Raw genomic sequence first — 16,240 nt, 5'->3', positions numbered from 1 at the left:
ATGGAAGCCCTGTTCGCTCTGGTACTCGGCGTGTTGACCGCCAGCGGCGTGTACCTGTTGCTGCGTGCGCGCACCTTCCCCGTGGTCATGGGGCTGACCCTGCTGTCCTATGCGGTCAACCTGTTCCTGTTCGCCATGGGGCGCCTGCACAGTGGCGTACCCGCGGTGATTCGTGAGGGCGCGAGCTATACCGACCCATTGCCCCAGGCCTTGGTACTGACTGCCATCGTCATCGGGTTCGCCATGACCGCCTTTGTCGTCGTGCTGGCTCTGCGTAGCCTGGGTGAGCACGATACCGATCATGTCGATGGTGGAGAGCCGCGCCGATGAATCATGCGCTGATCCTGCCGGTCCTTATTCCGCTGTTCGCCGGTGGCCTGTTGCTGCTGGGCGGGCGTGTCCGCATGGCCGCGCAGCGCTCTCTGTCGCTGCTGGCCACTCTGGCGTTGTTGCCGGTCAGCCTGTGGCTGGTGCACCTGGCCGGGCTGGGTGAGCTGCAGCAGTACACCCTCGGCAACTGGGCGGCACCATTCGGCATCGTGTTGCTGCTGGATCGCCTCAGTGCCCTGATGCTGCTGCTGACCGCCGTGCTGGCATTGTTCGCCCTGCTGTATGCGATGCGTGGCGATGACGAACGTGGCAGTAGTTTCCATGCGCTGTTCCAGTTTCAGTTGCTGGGGATCAATGGCGCCTTCCTTACCGGCGATCTGTTCAACCTGTTCGTGTTCTTCGAGATCCTGCTGATTGCTTCCTATGCGTTGCTACTGCATGGCGGTGGTCGCGAGCGGGTGAGGGCAGGGTTGCACTATGTGGTACTCAACTTGTTGGGTTCGGCGCTGTTCCTGATCGCCGTGGGCACCCTGTATGGCATTACCGGCACGCTGAACATCGCCGATCTGGCGGTGAAAGTGGCTGCTGCCTCTGCGGACCAGGCACCAATTTTGGGGGCTGCCGGTCTGCTGCTGTTGCTGGTATTCGGCCTCAAGGCGGCCTTCTTGCCGCTGTATTTCTGGCTGCCGAGCGCCTATGCCGCGGCCAGTGCACCGGTGGCGGCGCTGTTCGCCATCATGACCAAGGTGGGTCTGTATTCGATTCTGCGGGTTTACACCTTGGTGTTTGGCAGCGAGGCCGGCAGCCTGGCCAATCTGGCCCAGGAGTGGCTCTGGCCACTGGCCCTGCTGACCCTGGCCGCGGGCGTGCTCGGTGCCCTGTCCGCCAGCAGCCTGCAGCGTTTGATCGCCTATCTGCTGGTTGTCTCGGTGGGAACCCTGCTGGCTGGCATGGCCATCGGCACCCCGGCCTCGCTGCAGGCGGCGCTGTATTACTGGCTACACACCACCTGGGTGTCGGCGGCTATGTTCCTGCTGGTCGACCTGGTTTCGCGCCAGCGTGGCGACAAGGCGGGCGATCTGGTCCAGGGCCCGGCACTGCAGCACCCACGGCTGCTTGGCGGGCTGTTTTTCCTTGGTGCCATCGCCATTGCCGGTTTGCCGCCGCTGTCGGGTTTTATCGGCAAGCTGTTGCTGTTGCGTGCCGCCAGCGACTGGCAGTACGCCGTGTGGCTGTGGCCGCTGCTGCTGGTCGGCGGTCTGGGCATGCTGGTGGCTTTGAGTCGTGCGGGAAGCACCATTTTCTGGCGTGTCGGCCAGGATCAGCTGGATAGTTCTGAACTCGATCGCGGCCGTCTGCTGGCCTGTGTTGGCCTGTTCCTGCTCAGCCCGTTGCTGACCCTGCTGGCTGCACCCGTGCTGGAGTACCTGAATGCCGCGGCGTTGCAATTGCAGGACGTCAATACCTATCTGCTGCTCGGAGGTGGCCAATGAGAACCTGGCGCTGGCTACCGCACCCTCTGCTGAGCCTTTTCCTGCTGCTGCTCTGGTTGCTGCTGGTCAACGATTTCAGCTTCGGCCATGTGCTGCTGGGCGCCTTTCTGGGCTGGGTGATCCCGCTGGTGTCACAGCTGTTCTGGATCAACCCGCCGCAGATTGCCAAGCCCTGGCAGTTGTGTCGTTTCCTGCTGCTGGTGCTGTTCGACATCATCGTCGCCAACCTGCAGGTGGCGCGCCTGGTGCTCAACCCGTTCACGCGTCCACGTCCGGCCTTCGTCGAGGTGCCCTTGGAACTGACCGACGAACTGGCGCTGACCATGCTGGCCAGCATCATCTGCCTGACGCCAGGCACTGTGTCCGCCAACCTCAGTGCCGACCGCCGCACCCTGCTGCTGCATTGCCTGGATATCGACGACGAGGCCGCGCTGGTGGCGCAGATCAAACAGCGCTACGAGCGCCCGCTGCTGGAGGTGTTCGCATGCTCGCCTACGTGATCCCCCTGTGCGTCGCCCTGGTCGGACTGGCGCTGCTGTTGACCCTGGTACGGCTGATCCGCGGGCCGAGCATGCCGGATCGCATCCTGGCCCTGGATACGCTGTACATCAATGCGATTGCCCTGATCGTGCTGCTGGGGATCTGGGAGGGCTCCGACCTGTACTTCGAGGCGGCTCTGCTGATTGCGGTGATGGGCTTCATCGGCACGGTGGCGGTGACCAAGTACCTGCTGCGCGGCGACATCATCGAGTAGGAGCGACGCATGAATATCTGGATTGAAGCCTTGGTCGTGTTTTTCCTGCTGGCTGGCAGCCTGTTTACCCTGGTCGGCGCAGTCGGTCTGGTGCGGTTTCCCGATTTTTTCACCCGCCTGCACAGCCCCACCAAGGCCACTACGCTGGGCGTGGGGGGGCTGGTGGTCGCCTCCATGTTGTTCTTCGGCGCGGGGGAGGAGGGCATTAGCCTGCACGAACTGCTGATTACCCTGTTCCTCTTTATCACTGCGCCGGTCAGCGCACACATGCTGGCCAAAGCCGCCTTGCAGCAAAAGCTGCCGATTGACTCGGCCACCCGCGGCAAACCCTGGGAAGAGTGACCAGGCGGGAGCACAGTTTTCCTGGCTGGCTGTGCCTGTCCGGGCTCCGCCACGGCTTCTAGACTGTCGGTTTTCTGGAGAGACAGTCATGCCGGGGCGGACATTTGCAATGCTTTGCCTGGTGCTGGCCATGGCGCTGTGGGGCAGCTCCTTCATCGCCCTCAAACTGGCCTTTGCCGAGCTGCCGCCGATGTGGGTGGTGTTCGGCCGTATGGCCATCGGCAGCCTTGTGTTCCTGCTGGCCTGGCGCTGGCGAGGGCGCGTCGAGTACCGCCCTGGCGACTGGCGCTACCTGCTGTTGCTCGCGGCTTGCGAGCCTTGCCTATACTTCATCTTCGAGGCCCTCGCGCTGCAGCACACCAGCGCCTCCCAGGCGGGGATGATCACCGCCTTGCTGCCCATGTTGGTGGCCGTGGGCGCTTTCTTCTTCCTGCGTGAGCGCATCGCTGCAACTACCTGGGCAGGCTTTCTCCTGGCGTTGATCGGGGCGCTGTGGCTGAGCCTGATCGGTGAAGCCGATGCCAGCGCGCCCGCTCCGCTGCTGGGCAACTTCTACGAATTTCTTGCCGTGCTCTGCGCCACGGCCTATTCCCTGTTGCTCAAGCGTCTGTGCGAGCGCTACTCGCCCTTTGTGCTGACCGCCATGCAAGCCTTTATCGGCACGCTGTTCTTTCTGCCGCTGGCGTTGGCGGGTGAGTCGTTACCCGCCGAACTGAGTTTCCAGGGCATTGCTGCAGTGGTCTATCTGGGACTGCTGGTTACGGTGGGAGCCTATGGCCTGTACAACTTCGGTGTCAGCCGCCTGCCGGTCAGCCAGGCATCCGGCTTCACCAACCTGCTGCCGGTGTTCACCCTGCTGTTTGCGGCGTTGTTGCTCGGTGAGAGTCTGAGCTCGTGGCAGTATGCCGCGGCAGCCCTGGTGTTCGCCGGGGTTGCACTCAGCCAGTGGCGCGACAGCACCCCGGTGCCGGCCGGTATTCTCGATTGAGGACACATCCATGACCTATCTACGCCAGTGGGCCCGCGAGGCGGTACGCATCATCGAGGCGGACTTCCAGCGCAGCGCCGATACCCACCTGATTCCCTTGGCGCTGCCGGGGCTGCCGGGCGTCGAGCTGTATTTCAAGGACGAGTCCAGCCACCCCACCGGCAGCCTCAAGCACCGCCTGGCGCGTTCGTTGTTCCTGTATGCCCTGTGCAATGGCTGGCTCAAGCCCGGGGCTCCGGTGATCGAGGCTTCCAGCGGCTCCACGGCGATTTCCGAGGCCTATTTCTCGCGGCTGCTGGGGCTGCCGTTCATTGCCGTGGTGCCGGCTTCCACCGCCACAGAAAAGCTGGCGCAGATCGCTTTTTACGGCGGTCGAGCCCATCTGGTGGACGACCCCACGCAGATTCATGCCGAATCCGTGCGGCTGGCTCGGGAGACCGGCGGCCACTTCATGGATCAGTTCACCTACGCCGAGCGCGCTACCGACTGGCGGGCGAACAACAACATCGCCGAGTCGATCTTCCAGCAGATGCGCCACGAGGCGTTCCCCGAGCCGAGTTGGCTGGTCTCCAGCCCCGGCACTGGCGGCACCCTGGCAACCCTGGGGCGCTATGTGCGCTATCGCCAGCACAGCACTCGTGTGCTCTGCGCCGATGCCGAGCGCTCGGTATTTTTCGACAGCTATGTCAGTGGTGATCGCAGCCTGACCCTGGATTGCGGTTCGCGCATCGAGGGCATCGGCCGGCCACGGGTCGAGCCTTCGTTCATGCCGGATGTGCTGGACGCCATGTGCAAGGTGCCCGATGCCCTGTCCCTGGCCGCCATGCACTACCTGGCGCAACGCCTGGGTCGGCGGGTCGGCGCCTCCAGCGGCACCAATCTGGTTGGTGCCCTGTTGGTGGCGCAGCGTATGGTCGAAGCGGGTGAGCGTGGCTCGGTGGTGGCCATTCTCTGCGATGGCGGCGAGCGCTACGCCACCACCTATTACGACGATCTCTGGCTGAGTGGCCAGGGGTATGGACTGGCACCGCTGATCGAACAGGTGCGCGCCTGCGCCGAAGACGGCGCGGCGCTACCCAAACTGGATAAGTTGTTCCGCGGTTAACCCTGCCAGGGCGCAGGTGCACCAATCAGGCGGCCCATGGCGCCATCGATACCCAGCTCCGTGATTACTGCCAGCTCGCCTTCGGTTTCGACCATCTCGGCGATCAATGGCAGATCGATGCTGTTGGTGGCGCGGAAGATGGCTTCGATGAATACCCGCTTGTCATCTTCCTGGTCGATGGCGCGGATGTAGCTGCCATCGATCTTCAGGTAGGCCAGCCCCAGGTGAGTGAGGTTGCCGATCAGGCTGAAGCGCCCACCGAAGTGCTGCAGGCCCAGGCTGAAGCCGGTTTCGCGCACCTGCTGGCTGAGTTTTTCCAGCTCGGCAGCCGGAGGCAGGTGGCGCTCGTCCAGCTCCAAGGTCATCAGCTCGCCTTGCTCGGGGTGGGCCCTGAGCATCTCCAGCAGCTTGTTCAGCTGGTCGGGTTCGCGCAGGGTCGCGGCGGACAGGCTCAGTGCCAGGGGCTGCGGATGGCTGCTCAGGTGAGCCAGACTGTGTTCGAGCATGGCCAGGTCGAAGCGCGCGGTCCAACCCAGGCGTTCGATCCAGGGCAGGAAACGGCCGGCAGCGATGGCTTCACCCTGGGGGTCGAGCAGGCGCGCCAGTACCTTCTGATGAATGACCTGGCCGCGCTCGGTGCAGTTGACCACCGGCTGAAAGTACAGCTGCAGCTTGCCTTGATTGAGCGCTTCATCGATCCACTTGCGCCAGTCGTGCTGGCCCTGACCGGCCAGGGCATTGAAGTCGTCCACCCGCTCCCAGGGCTTGCCGGGGTGAGCCTGGGCCTGGGCCAGCGCCTGGTCGGCGCGGGCGATCACCGTGCTGGCCTCTTCACCAGGCTTGAAGGCGGCGATGCCCAGATGGGTGACCGGCGTGCAGTCGCTGGCGCCGGTCTGGCGCAGGCTTTCCAGGCTTTCGATCAGGCCCATGGCCAGGCGGTCGGCATCCTCGCCGGCCAGGCCGGGTGCCAGCAGGGTGAACTCGCCGCCTCGACTGCGCGAGGCCAGCCAGTCCGGGCTGCCGCGTTCTGCGAGCAGGCGCTTGAGGATTTCGCCGATGGCGCTGATCAGCTCGTCGGTTTTCTGTCCGCCCAGACGCTGGTTGAGACCGCCGAGGTCATTGACCCGCAGGAACATCACATAGCCCTCGGCGTTCTGTTCGCTGACGTCCAGCTGGCTGGCCAGCTGGATATCGAACAGACGGCGATTGGCCAGGCCGGTGAGGGTGTCCTGGTAGGCTTCCTCGCGCAGTTTCTCGCTGCGCGCGGCCTCTTCGGCGAATAGCTGCTTGAGCTTCTCGACCATCTGGTTCATGGCCAGTACTACCCGCTTGAGCTCAGGCGTGCGCGGTACGCGGGGCAGGGTGAGGAATTCGCGACGGGTGATGGCCTGGGCCTGCTGCACCATGTTGTCCAGTGGGCGCAGCTGGGTGCGCAGCAGCCAGCCACCGAGGATGGCGCTGACCACCCCGCACAGCAGTAGCCAGAGCAGGCTGCCGACGGCGCTGTCCCATAGCTTGGCGAGAGCGAATTGCGGATGGCTGAGGACCTCGACTCGCGCGGCCTGTTCCCAGCCGCGCATGATTAGCGCATCGCCGCCCTGCGGGTCGAGGTCGACCAGGTTGACGAACCAGGACGGCACTTTGTCCGAGGTGGTGGTAGTGCGCCGCTCGACGATGACCTCGTCACCCGGAATGCGCACCACGCGGATGGTGGCGAAGTAGCCGCTGTCGAAGATCGAACTGACCATCAGTTCGATCATTGCCGGGTCGTCCACGTGCGGGGTCATCGACAGACCGAGGGCGGTGGCGGCGTCCTGGGCGTGGGAACGCAATTGTCCGATCAATTGTTCCCGTGAGCTCTCGACGCCGGAAATGAAGCTGCCGGTGAAGGCCACCACCAGGAACAGGCAGATGGCGAGAAATAGCTGTTTCAACAGGGACATGGTCTTCTCCTAACCCTCGCCGATATCGAAGCCTTCGGCGCGCATCTTTTTCAGCAGGTCCTGCCAGCGCGAGAGTTTCTTGGTGTCGCTCTTCTTGCCGGTCTGGCCGGGGAGGTAGAGCCCCTCGGCATTGAAGGCGTAGACCGGCAGCAGATCCTTGCGCTGGGAGGCGGGGCGGATTTCGCCGATCAGGTTGTCCAGCACCAGTGGCTCGGCACTGGGGCTGGCGTAGTAGGTCAGCACCATGTGCGCCTGGTTGTACTGCAAGGCTTTGACGTAGGTGATGCGCAGTTTTTCCGAGGGCACGCCAAGGCGGCGCAGGGTGAAGTATTTGGCGATGGAATAGTCTTCGCAGTCGCCGGCGCCCTTGACCAGCGCCTCGATAGGCGTTGCCCAATAGTCGTTCTGGCGCCAGTTGCGGATATCGTCGGAGAAGCGGAACTGGCGATTGAAGAAGCGATTGACGCTGGTCAGCTTGTCTTTTTCTGAGAGGCTTTCGCTGGCGCGGATCAACTCATCCCAGGCCTGGATACGGGTTTTGGCATTGCCCAGGTTGCCGTAGCGCTTCTCCGCATTGCCGATGATCAGCTCGAAGTTCCAGTTGGCCCAGGAGGCCGCGGCAATCAGTAGGGTGCCCAGCATGAGCCAGATCGCCGGCAGGCGCTGGGCTCGTCCCTGAGTGCTGGGTTGCTTCATGAAGGGCCTCTCCATGGGAAGTCAGGAGAGTGTAGGCAAGGAGCTATGACTTTGCCGGTTTCGCCCGATCAGGCGATCAGCGGCTTGGCAGGGTCTTCTGGCGCAAAATGTAGCAGCTGACCAGCACCGCGCTGCCGAGCATGAAGGCTCGGGCCCAGAACAGCGGCACCAGGTAGCAGGACAGGCCAATGCTGAGCCACATCAGGCCGATGGCGTAGACCTTGCCCTTGAGCGGAATGCCGTTGCCTTCCAGGTAGTCACGTATCCACGGGCCGAGATGCTTGTGGTTGACCAGCCAGAGATAGAAGCGCCGCGAGCTGCGCACGAAGCAGGCGGCGGCCAGCAGCAGGAAGGGCGTGGTCGGCAATACCGGCACGAAAATGCCGATCACCCCCAGCGCAACGCTCAGCCAGCCGAGCACCAGCAGCACGTAACGCACGCTGCGGTGGCGACTCTGCTGGATGTCGGCGTGCGCCATGGGCGCACCTTAGTGGTGACGGGGCTTGAGCAGTGCGGGTTTTTCTTCCGGGGCCTGGCACAGCAGGAACAGGGCGGTGAGCACGTCGGGAATCTGGTCGACCATGCTGTCCACCAGTTGCTGGTCGCGGGCGATTTCGGCGAATTCCGGCTGCTCGTCGAACAGGCCGGAGGCAACCATGATCGGCAGCAGCAGCTCACTGACTTCGTCCTCGGAGTCCTCGAACCACACGGCCTCGCGCAGGAAAACGCCTTCCATGAAACCGATGCACCAGCCGCGCAGCTCGGAGTCGTCCGGGTTTTCACCCAGGTCCAGCTCGCAGGGGATTTCCGGCTCGTCATCGCTGGCCAGCTGGCGAGCGATGTGTGCCTTGAGCAGGTGCAGGGTGATTTCCACTTCTTCGCGCTCGATGTCGCTGCGGTAGTGCGGCGGCTCGGCGAACAGCGCGTCGATCCACTCGCGCTCCGGCACCTGCTCGGGGCAGATGCTCAGGGCGGTCAGGTAGCCGTGGGCGGCGATGTAGTCCAGCGCTTCCTCGTGCAGGTCATCGGCATCGAGAAAGGCTTGCAGGCGGGACAGTTGCTCAGCGAAGGACATCGTGGGACTACCTTGAGTGGGAAAACACCGGGATTCTAGCCGCCCGTGCCTGCAAAAGCACGGCCGACGGGCGAGGGCCAGCCGAAGCTTCGGCTCGCGTATACTGCGCGGCCGCTTCCTTTACTCACCGGATGATCCCGCTGCCCATGTCTGCTGCTCTGCGCATTCTCAAAGATGTCTTCGGTTACGACGCCTTTCGCGGCAACCAGGCGGCGATCATCGAGCGCGTCGCGGAAGGAGGGGATGCCCTGGTACTGATGCCCACTGGCGGCGGCAAATCGCTCTGCTACCAGGTGCCGGGATTGTTGCGCGAGGGCCTGGCGGTGATTGTTTCGCCGCTGATCGCGCTGATGGAGGATCAGGTTGCCACCCTGGATGAGCTGGGCGTGGCTGCCGTGGCACTCAATTCGACGCTGAGCAACGACGAGCAGCGCGAGATCGCCGAGCGAATCCGCCGTGACGAGATCAAGTTTCTCTACCTGGCCCCGGAGCGCCTGGTGCAGCCGCGCATGCTGGATTTCCTGCAGCGCTTGCCCAAGGTTGCCCTGTTCGCCATCGACGAGGCGCACTGCGTATCGCAGTGGGGACATGACTTCCGTCCGGAATACCTGCAGCTGGGCCAGCTCGCCGAACTGTTTCCCAGCGTGCCGCGCATCGCCCTGACCGCTACGGCAGACAAACGCACCCGCGAGGAAATCGTCCAGCGCCTGCACCTACAGGATGCCGAACGTTTTCTCTCCAGCTTCGACCGCCCGAACATCTTCTACCGTATCCAGCCCAAGGATCAGCCGCGCAAGCAGCTGCTGGCCTTCCTCGCGGCGCGCAAGGGCGATGCCGGCATCGTCTATTGCCTGTCGCGCAAGAAGGTCGAGGAAGTGGCCGAGTTTCTCAGCGCTCAGGGGTACCCGGCGCTGCCCTATCACGCCGGGCTGTCGAATGACCTGCGCGGCTACCACCAGAAGCGCTTTCTCAACGAGGAAGGGCTGATCATGGTGGCCACCATCGCCTTCGGCATGGGCATCGACAAGCCCAACGTGCGCTTCGTCTGCCACATGGATCTGCCCAAGTCGCTGGAAGCCTACTACCAGGAGACCGGTCGCGCCGGTCGTGACGGCCTGCCGGCGGACGCCTGGATGGCCTACGGCCTGCAAGACGTGGTGTTCCTCAAGCAGATGCTGGCCAACTCCGAGGGCGACGAGCGACACAAGCGTGTCGAACAGCACAAGCTGGATGCCATGCTGGCCCTGTGCGAAGAGATCCGCTGCCGGCGCCAGGCGCTGCTCGCCTACTTCGACGAAGATCTTCCGCAGCCCTGTGGCCATTGCGACACCTGCGTCGATCAGGTGCAGACCTGGGATGCCACAGAACCTGCACGCCAGGCCCTGTCGGCGATCTACCGTAGCGGCCAGCGCTATGGTGTCGGCCATCTGGTCGACATTCTCTTGGGCCGTGACAACGACAAGATTCGCGCCGTGGGTCACCAGCATCTGCCGGTGTTCGGCATCGGCAAGGCGCTGAGCGAGGGCGAGTGGCGCACCCTGTTCCGACAGCTGGTGGCCCGTGGCCTGGCCGATGTCGACCTGGAGGGCTATGGCGGCCTGCGTCTGTCCGATAGCTGCCGCCCGCTGCTGCGCGGCGAGGTGACCCTGGAGCTGCGCCGCGACCTCAAGCCGCAGCAGGCGGTCAAGGCTTCCGGCAGCAGCGCCAGCCAGTTGGTGCGCGGCGAGGAACGCGAGCAGTGGGAAGCCCTGCGCACCCTGCGCCGCAAGCTGGCCGAGGAGCACTCGGTGCCGCCTTACGTGATATTTCCCGATGCCACCCTGCTGGAAATGTTGCGCAGCCAGCCGCGCACGCTGGATGAGATGGCGCGGGTCAGTGGCGTGGGGGCGCGCAAGCTGGAGCGCTATGGCCAGGCCTTTCTCGAAGTCCTCAACGGCTCAGGCCAGGGCGAGGCACCGCAAACGGTGCAGGACCTGCGCCACGAATTGGTCAGCCTGGCCCGCGCTGGCATGACCCCGGTGCAGATCGCCAACCAGCTCAATTGCGGTGAGAAGAGCGTGTACAACCTGCTGGCCGAGGCCATTGGCCGCCAGCAGCTGAGCTTGGAGCAGGCGCTGGACCTGCCGGAAGAGCTGCTGGGCGAAATTCAGGACGCCTTCCTCGATGGCGAGGGTGAACTGCCATCGGTGGCGGCGATCGCCGAGCAGTTCGCCGGCCAGGTGCCGGAGGGGGTGCTGCATTGTGTGCGTGCAGCGCTGCAGGCCGAGTTCGAGGTGTAGTGGCCGCAAGGGTCGCTGTACCTGGCGCGTCTGGTCTCTCGGCCAGGCGTGGGTGGCTGTTAGGATCGCTGCACCTTCCCCTCGGGTGCATTCATGGAACGACTGATCCAGGCCAATGGCCAACCCCGCTATGGCATCTTTCCCGGCGCGCCGGAGCAGATCAACTGGCGTGACTTTGACTTCCGCTCACCCATGGGGCAGCGGCGAGGCACGCTGGCCAAGTGGCGACGCTACCACCAGTTTCAGTATTTCGGGCTGGTCAGCGAGGAGCTGATTGGCGGCTGTGCCTTGGCTGATATCAGCCTGCTCACGGCCGGCTTCGTCTATCTGTTCCAGCCTTCCACCGGGCGTATGATCGAGCGTCAGTTCCGCCGGCCGCTGGGCTTCGGAACGTCGTTCTCCACCCAGCCCAATGCGGGTATCTGCGAGTTGCGTAGCGGCGCCAACCTGTTGCGTCTGGACAACCAGGGCACCAGGAAAAGCCTGCTGGTGGAACTGGACGATGGCACGCGTATTGAAGCGGGCTTTTCCGAAGAGCAGTTCCAGCCCATGTGCATCTGTACGCCGACCGCCGTCGATGGCTGGGTCTATGCGCAGAAGGTGGCGGGGGTTCGCTGCCAGGGACAGGTGCAGAGTGCGCTGGGTGACTTCGACTTGGCCGACATCGGCGCCTTCGCCCATCATGACTGGTCGGCCGGCTACATGCGCCCGGAGACGAACTGGAACTGGGCGTGCCTGTCGGGGCGGGTCGGGGCAACCCGCGTCGGCCTCAATCTATCCTGTGGGGTCAACGAAACCAGCTTCAGCGAGAACTGCTACTGGCTCGATGGACAACTGCTGCCGGTGGGCGGCGTGCACTTCCAGTACGACCGCGACCAGCCGCTGGCGCCGTGGCGCATCGTTTCGGGTGATGGCCAGGTGGAACTGACCTTTCGTGGCCACGGCCTGCATTGTGAACGACTGAACCTCGGCATGCTGGCCAGTAACTTCAAGCAGGTATTCGGCCGTTTTCAGGGCACGTTGCGCCCGCCGGGGCGGCCGCCGGTCCCTATCGATAATCTGTGGGGCTTTGTCGAGGATCAGTATGTCAAATGGTGACAATGGGCTTGGCGCTCAGCCCTGCCGGAGTTATGGTTAGGTGACTAATAATTAGGTTTTTCTGCAGTCCACACGCACCTTGGGGGGTGGGCGGCAGCAAGAATCAGCTGAGAGCCCCACCCATGCACAAGTTTGCCCATCACAGTTTCGGTATGCAGTTGGCCCAGTTATCCCGCGCCTGGCGCGCGGAACTGGATCGTCGTCTTTCCGGTCTTGGCCTGTCCCAGGCGCGCTGGTTGGTGCTGCTGCACCTGGCCTTGCTCAAGGAAGCGCCCACCCAGCGCGAACTGGCGCAAACCGTAGGCGTGGAGGGGCCGACCCTGGCCCGTCTGCTGGATGGCCTGGAGGGGCAGGAGCTGGTGCAACGCATTGCTGTTCCTGAGGATCGTCGGGCCAAGAAGGTGGTGCTCACCGCCAAGGCGCGGCCGCTGATCGAGCAGATCGAGAGCATCGCCCAGCAACTGCGCGCCGAGTTATTCGCCGGCATCAGCGAGGAAGAGCAGCGCATCTGTCAGGGCGTGCATGCTCGTATTCTGGCCAACCTGGAGCGCTCCTAAGCGTCTGCTGTTTCCTGAACAGGCGCTCTTATTACTAAATAGAATGAGATCTGGTTGGCATTTATAGGTTTGCATTAATATGCTGGCCTTATGCTTGCCAGTTTTGTACGCCTTGCAAGGCGCTCTGGCCGGCGCCTTCGTTGCCGGGTTGCCAGGGATTGCCCCCGACAGTTGTCACCTCACGCGCCAAGCCATCCAGGGAATACATGCTCATAGAGGCAGAGCGGGTGCGTACGAGGGGAGGGCCTCATGGCTCGTTTTCGTCTTTTACTGCTGGGGCTGGCCTCCGGGTCTGTCTTCTATTCGGGCGCCGCGTCTGCCCTGGGCCTGGGCGACATCAATCTGCACTCGGCGCTCAATCAGCCACTGGATGCCGAAATCGAGCTGCTGCAGGTTGGCGACCTGGAGGATCAGGATATCAAGGTGCGCCTGGCTTCCGACGAGGAGTTCCGACGTATCGGCGTAGAGCGCTTCTACTTTCTCAACGACCTGCGCTTCACTCCGGTTCTGCGAGGCGGGCGTGGATTGATTCGCGTGCAGTCAAGCAAGCCAGTACGTGAGCCCTATCTGAACTTTATCGTCGAAGTGGCCAGGCCGGGTGGCAACCTGCTGCGTGAGTACACGGTGCTGATCGACCCGCCGGGTTCGTCTTTCCATACTCCGCAGGCAGCACCGCTGCCAGCGCCGGTGGCGAACACATGGCAGCGCAGCCCTGATCGGCCGCTACCGCCGGCAGTAAATGGCGAGCGCTATCAGGTCCAGCGTGGTGACAGCCTGTGGACGATTGCGGGGCGCTTGCAGGGCAATGAGGGTGCCGGCTCTCGTGAGGCCTTGATGGGCGACATCCTGGCTCTCAACCCGCAAGCCTTCACTAATGGTGATCCTGGCCGCTTGCTGGCAGGTGCTCAGTTGCTCTTGCCGGACAGCGTCAGGGCTTCTGTTGCCGAACCAGTATCAGCTGCCGTGGCTGCTGATAGCCAGGTAGCCCCGCAAGCGCCGGCTGTTGCCGCCGAGGAGCAGCCGCCAGCACAAGTCGAACAGGAGCGTCTGGTGGCCGAGCTGGCCCAGGTCAATGCGCAGAACTTGCAGCTGCAGAACACCCTGAGTCAGTTGCAGGAACAGCTCCAGCAACTGCAGACACAGATGGCCGAGAAGGATCTGCAGATGCAGCAGATCCGTGCCCAGTTGGAGCAGCAGGCCATGCCGGTGGCACCGCCCGCCCCTGTTGTGACCGAGGCGGCCGCTCCGGTTGCCGAGTCGCGGAGTATGGCCTGGGTGGGCTGGCTCGTCGCAGCCCTGGCGCTGCTGTTGCTGGCGGGCTTTGCCTTGCTTGCCTGGCGGCGCAGGGCACCGAGCGAGCCCTTGCCGCAGCGTCAGCCGCCGGCCGAGCCGCGTATGGTGTCCCGGCCCGTGGTACGAGAAACAGAGCAACGCGAGCCTGTCGCCGTGCCCGTCACGGTGGCGCCGCCAGCGCCTCAGCCCAAGGCCCAACCGGCCACCGATCCGCTGGAGGGCGCCAATATCTATATCGCCTACGGGCGTTTTGCCGATGCAGCCAATAGCCTGCGCAGGGCCATCGAGCAGCATCCTGAACGCTTGGATCTGCGTTTGCGCATGCTGGAGGTTTGCGGTGAGTTGGGCGATGCCGGCGCTTTTTTCGAACAGGAGCGCCAGCTGCATGAGATGGGCGCCAGCCATGTGCAGATCGATCAGATCCGCGCACGTTATGGCCACCTGCAGCGAACCCAGGAAACGGCTGCACCGGTGACCACCAGGGAGCCGGTCGAGCAGGTCACCATGCTGCAGGACGACTTCCAGCTCAATCTGGATGACCTGTCACTGGATGCCGACTGGGAGCTGGCTAGCCCGTTCCAGCCCGAGCAGTCGGCCCGACTTAAGGCCGAGAAGGCCCGGCAAGATCTGCTCGACCCTGACTTCAGCTCCAACCTCCAGGAGCTGCCCGAGGTGTCCGAGATGAGTGCGGACGATAGGCTGCTGGCCACTTTTGCCGAGATGCCTCAGGAACAGGTACTCGATGCCGACTTCATCGATGCCTTTGACGTCGAGCAGGTGGCGCGGCGTGAGGGTGGGTCGATGTCCGCTGACCTCAATCATTTGGCCGGTAATCGCGACCATCTGGTGCGCCTCAATACGGCGTTGGCCTATATCGAACAGGGCGATATTGGCAGTGCCTGCGACATCCTCAACGAGTTGATCAGCCAGGGTGATGAGCAGGAGCGCGAACAGGCGCGCGAACTGCTGGCGAAGATCGCCTGAAGTCGGTCTCTGGGCGAATACAACGCCGCGGCTTGTCCGCGGCGTTGCTGTTTATGCGCGGTATGATGCGCGCCCCAATCGAGCGGAGGTTGCCATGAGCAAACCGGAAGTGGTCATCACCTATTGCACTCAGTGCCAGTGGCTGCTGCGTGCTGCCTGGCTGGCCCAGGAGCTGCTCAGTACCTTCGCCGAGGAGCTGGGCATGGTCAGCCTACAGCCGGGCACGGGCGGTGTGTTCCGCATCGTGTGTGATGGCGTACAACTGTGGGAGCGCAAGGCCGATGGTGGTTTTCCCGAGGCCAAGGAGCTCAAGCAGCGCCTGCGCGACCTGATTGATCCCGAGCGCGACCTGGGGCACATCGACCGATAACGCCTTTGGCGGGTGCGCGTGGCTGCCATATCAGCTGAGGTCGTCGACGCTGGGCGCGTGTTTGCTGAGACGGGCTGAGATCAATGTGGCCAGCAGGATCAGCGCGCCGCCGAAGAGCATGCGCAAACCGGGTTCCTCGTTGAACAGCCACCACGCAAAGAGAATGCCGTAGACCGGCTCCAGGGCGAAGACCACCGACGCACTGCGTGCATTCAGCACGCGCAGGCTGGCGACGAACAGGCTGTGAGCCAGCGCGGTGCAGAGCAGGCCGAGCAGGGCGATCCACAGCCAGTCCAGCGCACGCACCCCTGGCAGGACCGACCACACCAATGGCAAGGTGCAGACGAGGATGCCGAGGTTCTGCCACAGCGCTGCCTGGGCTGGCTCGACGCCTTTGGTGGTGGCGCGGTTGCTCACCGAGACCAGGGCGAACAGCAGGCCCGAGAGGATTGCCCAGACCAATCCCAAAGTGGCCTCGCTGCCAAAGTCGAAGTGCGGCGTTACCAGCACGAGGCCAAGACATACCAGACCCACCACCAGCCATTCCATCGGACGGATGCGCTCGCGAAACAGGATGCCTTCGAGCAGCACGGTGAAGGCGGGAAAGCTGGCAAAACCGAGCGTGGCCACGGCCACGCCGGACACTTTCACGGCGATGAAGAAAGTCCACCAGTGCCCACCCAACAGCAGGCCCGCCGCCGCCAAGGCCAGCCGGTGACGCCAGGACAGGCGGCGGGTGGTTTCGGCGAGGCGACTGAACAGGCCCAGGGCGCCGACCGCGAACAGGGCGCGGCCGAACACGATCACCAGCGGTGCGGCCAGAGCCAGCTTGCCGAAGATGCCGGAAAGGCCGAAACAGACGGCGCCCAGGTGCAGGGCGAAAAGTGCGGTGCGGTGTTGCATCAGGATTCCCGGGGTAGGGTTGGGACAAGG

17 protein-coding genes are annotated in these 16,240 nt (G+C 63.8%); 12 read left to right on the top strand and 5 right to left on the bottom strand.

Going from position 1 to position 16,240, the window contains the following annotated elements; genetic code table 11:
• The 7 genes from P7A97_RS10065 to P7A97_RS10035 all read left to right on the top strand — a co-directional run bounded on the left by P7A97_RS10065 (nt 1) and on the right by P7A97_RS10035 (nt 5,012).
• Complete coding sequence (locus tag P7A97_RS10065) at nt 1-330, top strand: Na+/H+ antiporter subunit C (protein ID WP_277689805.1); 330 nt, start codon at nt 1-3, stop codon at nt 328-330.
• Complete coding sequence (locus P7A97_RS10060) at nt 327-1,823, top strand: monovalent cation/H+ antiporter subunit D (protein WP_277689804.1); 1,497 nt, start codon at nt 327-329, stop codon at nt 1,821-1,823. Before P7A97_RS10065 ends, P7A97_RS10060 begins: the two co-directional genes overlap by 4 nt.
• Complete coding sequence (locus P7A97_RS10055) at nt 1,820-2,323, top strand: Na+/H+ antiporter subunit E (RefSeq protein WP_277689803.1); 504 nt, start codon at nt 1,820-1,822, stop codon at nt 2,321-2,323. Before P7A97_RS10060 ends, P7A97_RS10055 begins: the two co-directional genes overlap by 4 nt.
• A complete protein-coding gene (locus tag P7A97_RS10050) occupies nt 2,308-2,577 on the top strand; it encodes a K+/H+ antiporter subunit F (protein ID WP_277689802.1) in 270 nt (89 codons plus the stop codon). Before P7A97_RS10055 ends, P7A97_RS10050 begins: the two co-directional genes overlap by 16 nt.
• A 9-nt stretch (nt 2,578-2,586) precedes the next feature.
• On the top strand, nt 2,587-2,919 hold the full coding sequence (locus P7A97_RS10045; RefSeq protein ID WP_277689801.1) for a Na+/H+ antiporter subunit G: 333 nt from the start codon (nt 2,587-2,589) through the stop codon (nt 2,917-2,919).
• A 109-nt stretch (nt 2,920-3,028) separates the two neighbouring features.
• Nucleotides 3,029-3,907 (top strand): DMT family transporter, encoded by an 879-nt coding sequence (locus P7A97_RS10040; RefSeq protein WP_277689799.1) that lies wholly within the window; start codon nt 3,029-3,031, stop codon nt 3,905-3,907.
• A gap of 10 nt (nt 3,908-3,917) precedes the next feature.
• Nucleotides 3,918-5,012 (top strand): PLP-dependent cysteine synthase family protein, encoded by a 1,095-nt coding sequence (locus P7A97_RS10035; RefSeq protein WP_277689798.1) that lies wholly within the window; start codon nt 3,918-3,920, stop codon nt 5,010-5,012.
• Here P7A97_RS10035 and lapD read toward each other — a convergent pair.
• From lapD to P7A97_RS10015, 4 genes are all read right to left on the bottom strand, one after another.
• Nucleotides 5,009-6,955, bottom strand: coding sequence for a cyclic di-GMP receptor LapD (gene lapD / locus P7A97_RS10030; RefSeq protein ID WP_277689797.1), 1,947 nt, complete (start codon nt 6,953-6,955; stop codon nt 5,009-5,011). The genes P7A97_RS10035 and lapD overlap by 4 nt on opposite strands.
• Before the next feature lie 9 nt (nt 6,956-6,964).
• Nucleotides 6,965-7,651, bottom strand: coding sequence for a cysteine protease LapG (gene lapG / locus P7A97_RS10025; protein ID WP_277689796.1), 687 nt, complete (start codon nt 7,649-7,651; stop codon nt 6,965-6,967).
• 76 nt (nt 7,652-7,727) lie between these two features.
• Complete coding sequence (locus tag P7A97_RS10020; RefSeq protein ID WP_277689795.1) at nt 7,728-8,129, bottom strand: YbaN family protein; 402 nt, start codon at nt 8,127-8,129, stop codon at nt 7,728-7,730.
• Nucleotides 8,130-8,138: 9 nt separating this feature from the next.
• Nucleotides 8,139-8,726 carry a YecA family protein gene (locus P7A97_RS10015; RefSeq protein WP_277689794.1) on the bottom strand — a complete coding sequence of 196 codons (588 nt, stop codon included), beginning with the start codon at nt 8,724-8,726 and terminating at the stop codon, nt 8,139-8,141.
• A 146-nt stretch (nt 8,727-8,872) separates the two neighbouring features.
• Between P7A97_RS10015 and recQ the strand changes: the two genes are divergently transcribed.
• From recQ to P7A97_RS09990, 5 genes are all read left to right on the top strand, one after another.
• Entirely contained in the window at nt 8,873-11,005 is a 2,133-nt protein-coding gene (gene recQ / locus P7A97_RS10010) for a DNA helicase RecQ (RefSeq protein WP_277689793.1), read from the top strand.
• 93 nt (nt 11,006-11,098) lie between these two features.
• Nucleotides 11,099-12,103, top strand: coding sequence for a DUF2804 domain-containing protein (locus P7A97_RS10005; protein ID WP_277689792.1), 1,005 nt, complete (start codon nt 11,099-11,101; stop codon nt 12,101-12,103).
• Nucleotides 12,104-12,225: 122 nt separating this feature from the next.
• A complete protein-coding gene (locus tag P7A97_RS10000; RefSeq protein ID WP_277689791.1) occupies nt 12,226-12,660 on the top strand; it encodes a MarR family transcriptional regulator in 435 nt (144 codons plus the stop codon).
• A 249-nt stretch (nt 12,661-12,909) separates the two neighbouring features.
• A complete protein-coding gene (locus tag P7A97_RS09995) occupies nt 12,910-14,937 on the top strand; it encodes a FimV/HubP family polar landmark protein (RefSeq protein ID WP_277689790.1) in 2,028 nt (675 codons plus the stop codon).
• A 94-nt stretch (nt 14,938-15,031) separates the two neighbouring features.
• The gene (locus tag P7A97_RS09990) at nt 15,032-15,307 is read left to right on the top strand and encodes a SelT/SelW/SelH family protein (RefSeq protein WP_277689789.1); all 276 of its coding nucleotides are present in this window, start codon (nt 15,032-15,034) and stop codon (nt 15,305-15,307) included.
• Between the two features lie 30 nt (nt 15,308-15,337).
• On the opposite strand, the gene P7A97_RS09985 is transcribed toward P7A97_RS09990, so the two are convergent.
• Nucleotides 15,338-16,210, bottom strand: coding sequence for a DMT family transporter (locus tag P7A97_RS09985; RefSeq protein ID WP_277689788.1), 873 nt, complete (start codon nt 16,208-16,210; stop codon nt 15,338-15,340).
• Between the last annotated feature and the right edge of the window lie 30 nt (nt 16,211-16,240).

It is taken from the genome of Pseudomonas sp. GOM6 (assembly GCF_029537485.1).
Taxonomy (GTDB): domain Bacteria; phylum Pseudomonadota; class Gammaproteobacteria; order Pseudomonadales; family Pseudomonadaceae; genus Aquipseudomonas.
This window is presented reverse-complemented; position numbering and strand designations above follow the sequence as displayed.

What these genes read in the sequence shown, in the direction of transcription:
- lapG (WP_277689796.1), bottom strand. Translation starts at nt 7,651, where the DNA reads ATGAAGCAACCCAGCACTCAGGGACGAGCCCAGCGCCTGCCGGCGATC.
- P7A97_RS10045 (WP_277689801.1), top strand. Translation starts at nt 2,587, where the DNA reads ATGAATATCTGGATTGAAGCCTTGGTCGTGTTTTTCCTGCTGGCTGGC.
- P7A97_RS10040 (WP_277689799.1), top strand. Translation starts at nt 3,029, where the DNA reads ATGCTTTGCCTGGTGCTGGCCATGGCGCTGTGGGGCAGCTCCTTCATC.
- P7A97_RS09985 (WP_277689788.1), bottom strand. Translation starts at nt 16,210, where the DNA reads ATGCAACACCGCACCGCACTTTTCGCCCTGCACCTGGGCGCCGTCTGT.
- P7A97_RS10005 (WP_277689792.1), top strand. Translation starts at nt 11,099, where the DNA reads ATGGAACGACTGATCCAGGCCAATGGCCAACCCCGCTATGGCATCTTT.
- P7A97_RS10065 (WP_277689805.1), top strand. Translation starts at nt 1, where the DNA reads ATGGAAGCCCTGTTCGCTCTGGTACTCGGCGTGTTGACCGCCAGCGGC.
- P7A97_RS10060 (WP_277689804.1), top strand. Translation starts at nt 327, where the DNA reads ATGAATCATGCGCTGATCCTGCCGGTCCTTATTCCGCTGTTCGCCGGT.
- lapD (WP_277689797.1), bottom strand. Translation starts at nt 6,955, where the DNA reads ATGTCCCTGTTGAAACAGCTATTTCTCGCCATCTGCCTGTTCCTGGTG.
- recQ (WP_277689793.1), top strand. Translation starts at nt 8,873, where the DNA reads ATGTCTGCTGCTCTGCGCATTCTCAAAGATGTCTTCGGTTACGACGCC.
- P7A97_RS10015 (WP_277689794.1), bottom strand. Translation starts at nt 8,726, where the DNA reads ATGTCCTTCGCTGAGCAACTGTCCCGCCTGCAAGCCTTTCTCGATGCC.
- P7A97_RS10055 (WP_277689803.1), top strand. Translation starts at nt 1,820, where the DNA reads ATGAGAACCTGGCGCTGGCTACCGCACCCTCTGCTGAGCCTTTTCCTG.
- P7A97_RS10035 (WP_277689798.1), top strand. Translation starts at nt 3,918, where the DNA reads ATGACCTATCTACGCCAGTGGGCCCGCGAGGCGGTACGCATCATCGAG.
- P7A97_RS10050 (WP_277689802.1), top strand. Translation starts at nt 2,308, where the DNA reads ATGCTCGCCTACGTGATCCCCCTGTGCGTCGCCCTGGTCGGACTGGCG.
- P7A97_RS09995 (WP_277689790.1), top strand. Translation starts at nt 12,910, where the DNA reads ATGGCTCGTTTTCGTCTTTTACTGCTGGGGCTGGCCTCCGGGTCTGTC.
- P7A97_RS09990 (WP_277689789.1), top strand. Translation starts at nt 15,032, where the DNA reads ATGAGCAAACCGGAAGTGGTCATCACCTATTGCACTCAGTGCCAGTGG.
- P7A97_RS10020 (WP_277689795.1), bottom strand. Translation starts at nt 8,129, where the DNA reads ATGGCGCACGCCGACATCCAGCAGAGTCGCCACCGCAGCGTGCGTTAC.
- P7A97_RS10000 (WP_277689791.1), top strand. Translation starts at nt 12,226, where the DNA reads ATGCACAAGTTTGCCCATCACAGTTTCGGTATGCAGTTGGCCCAGTTA.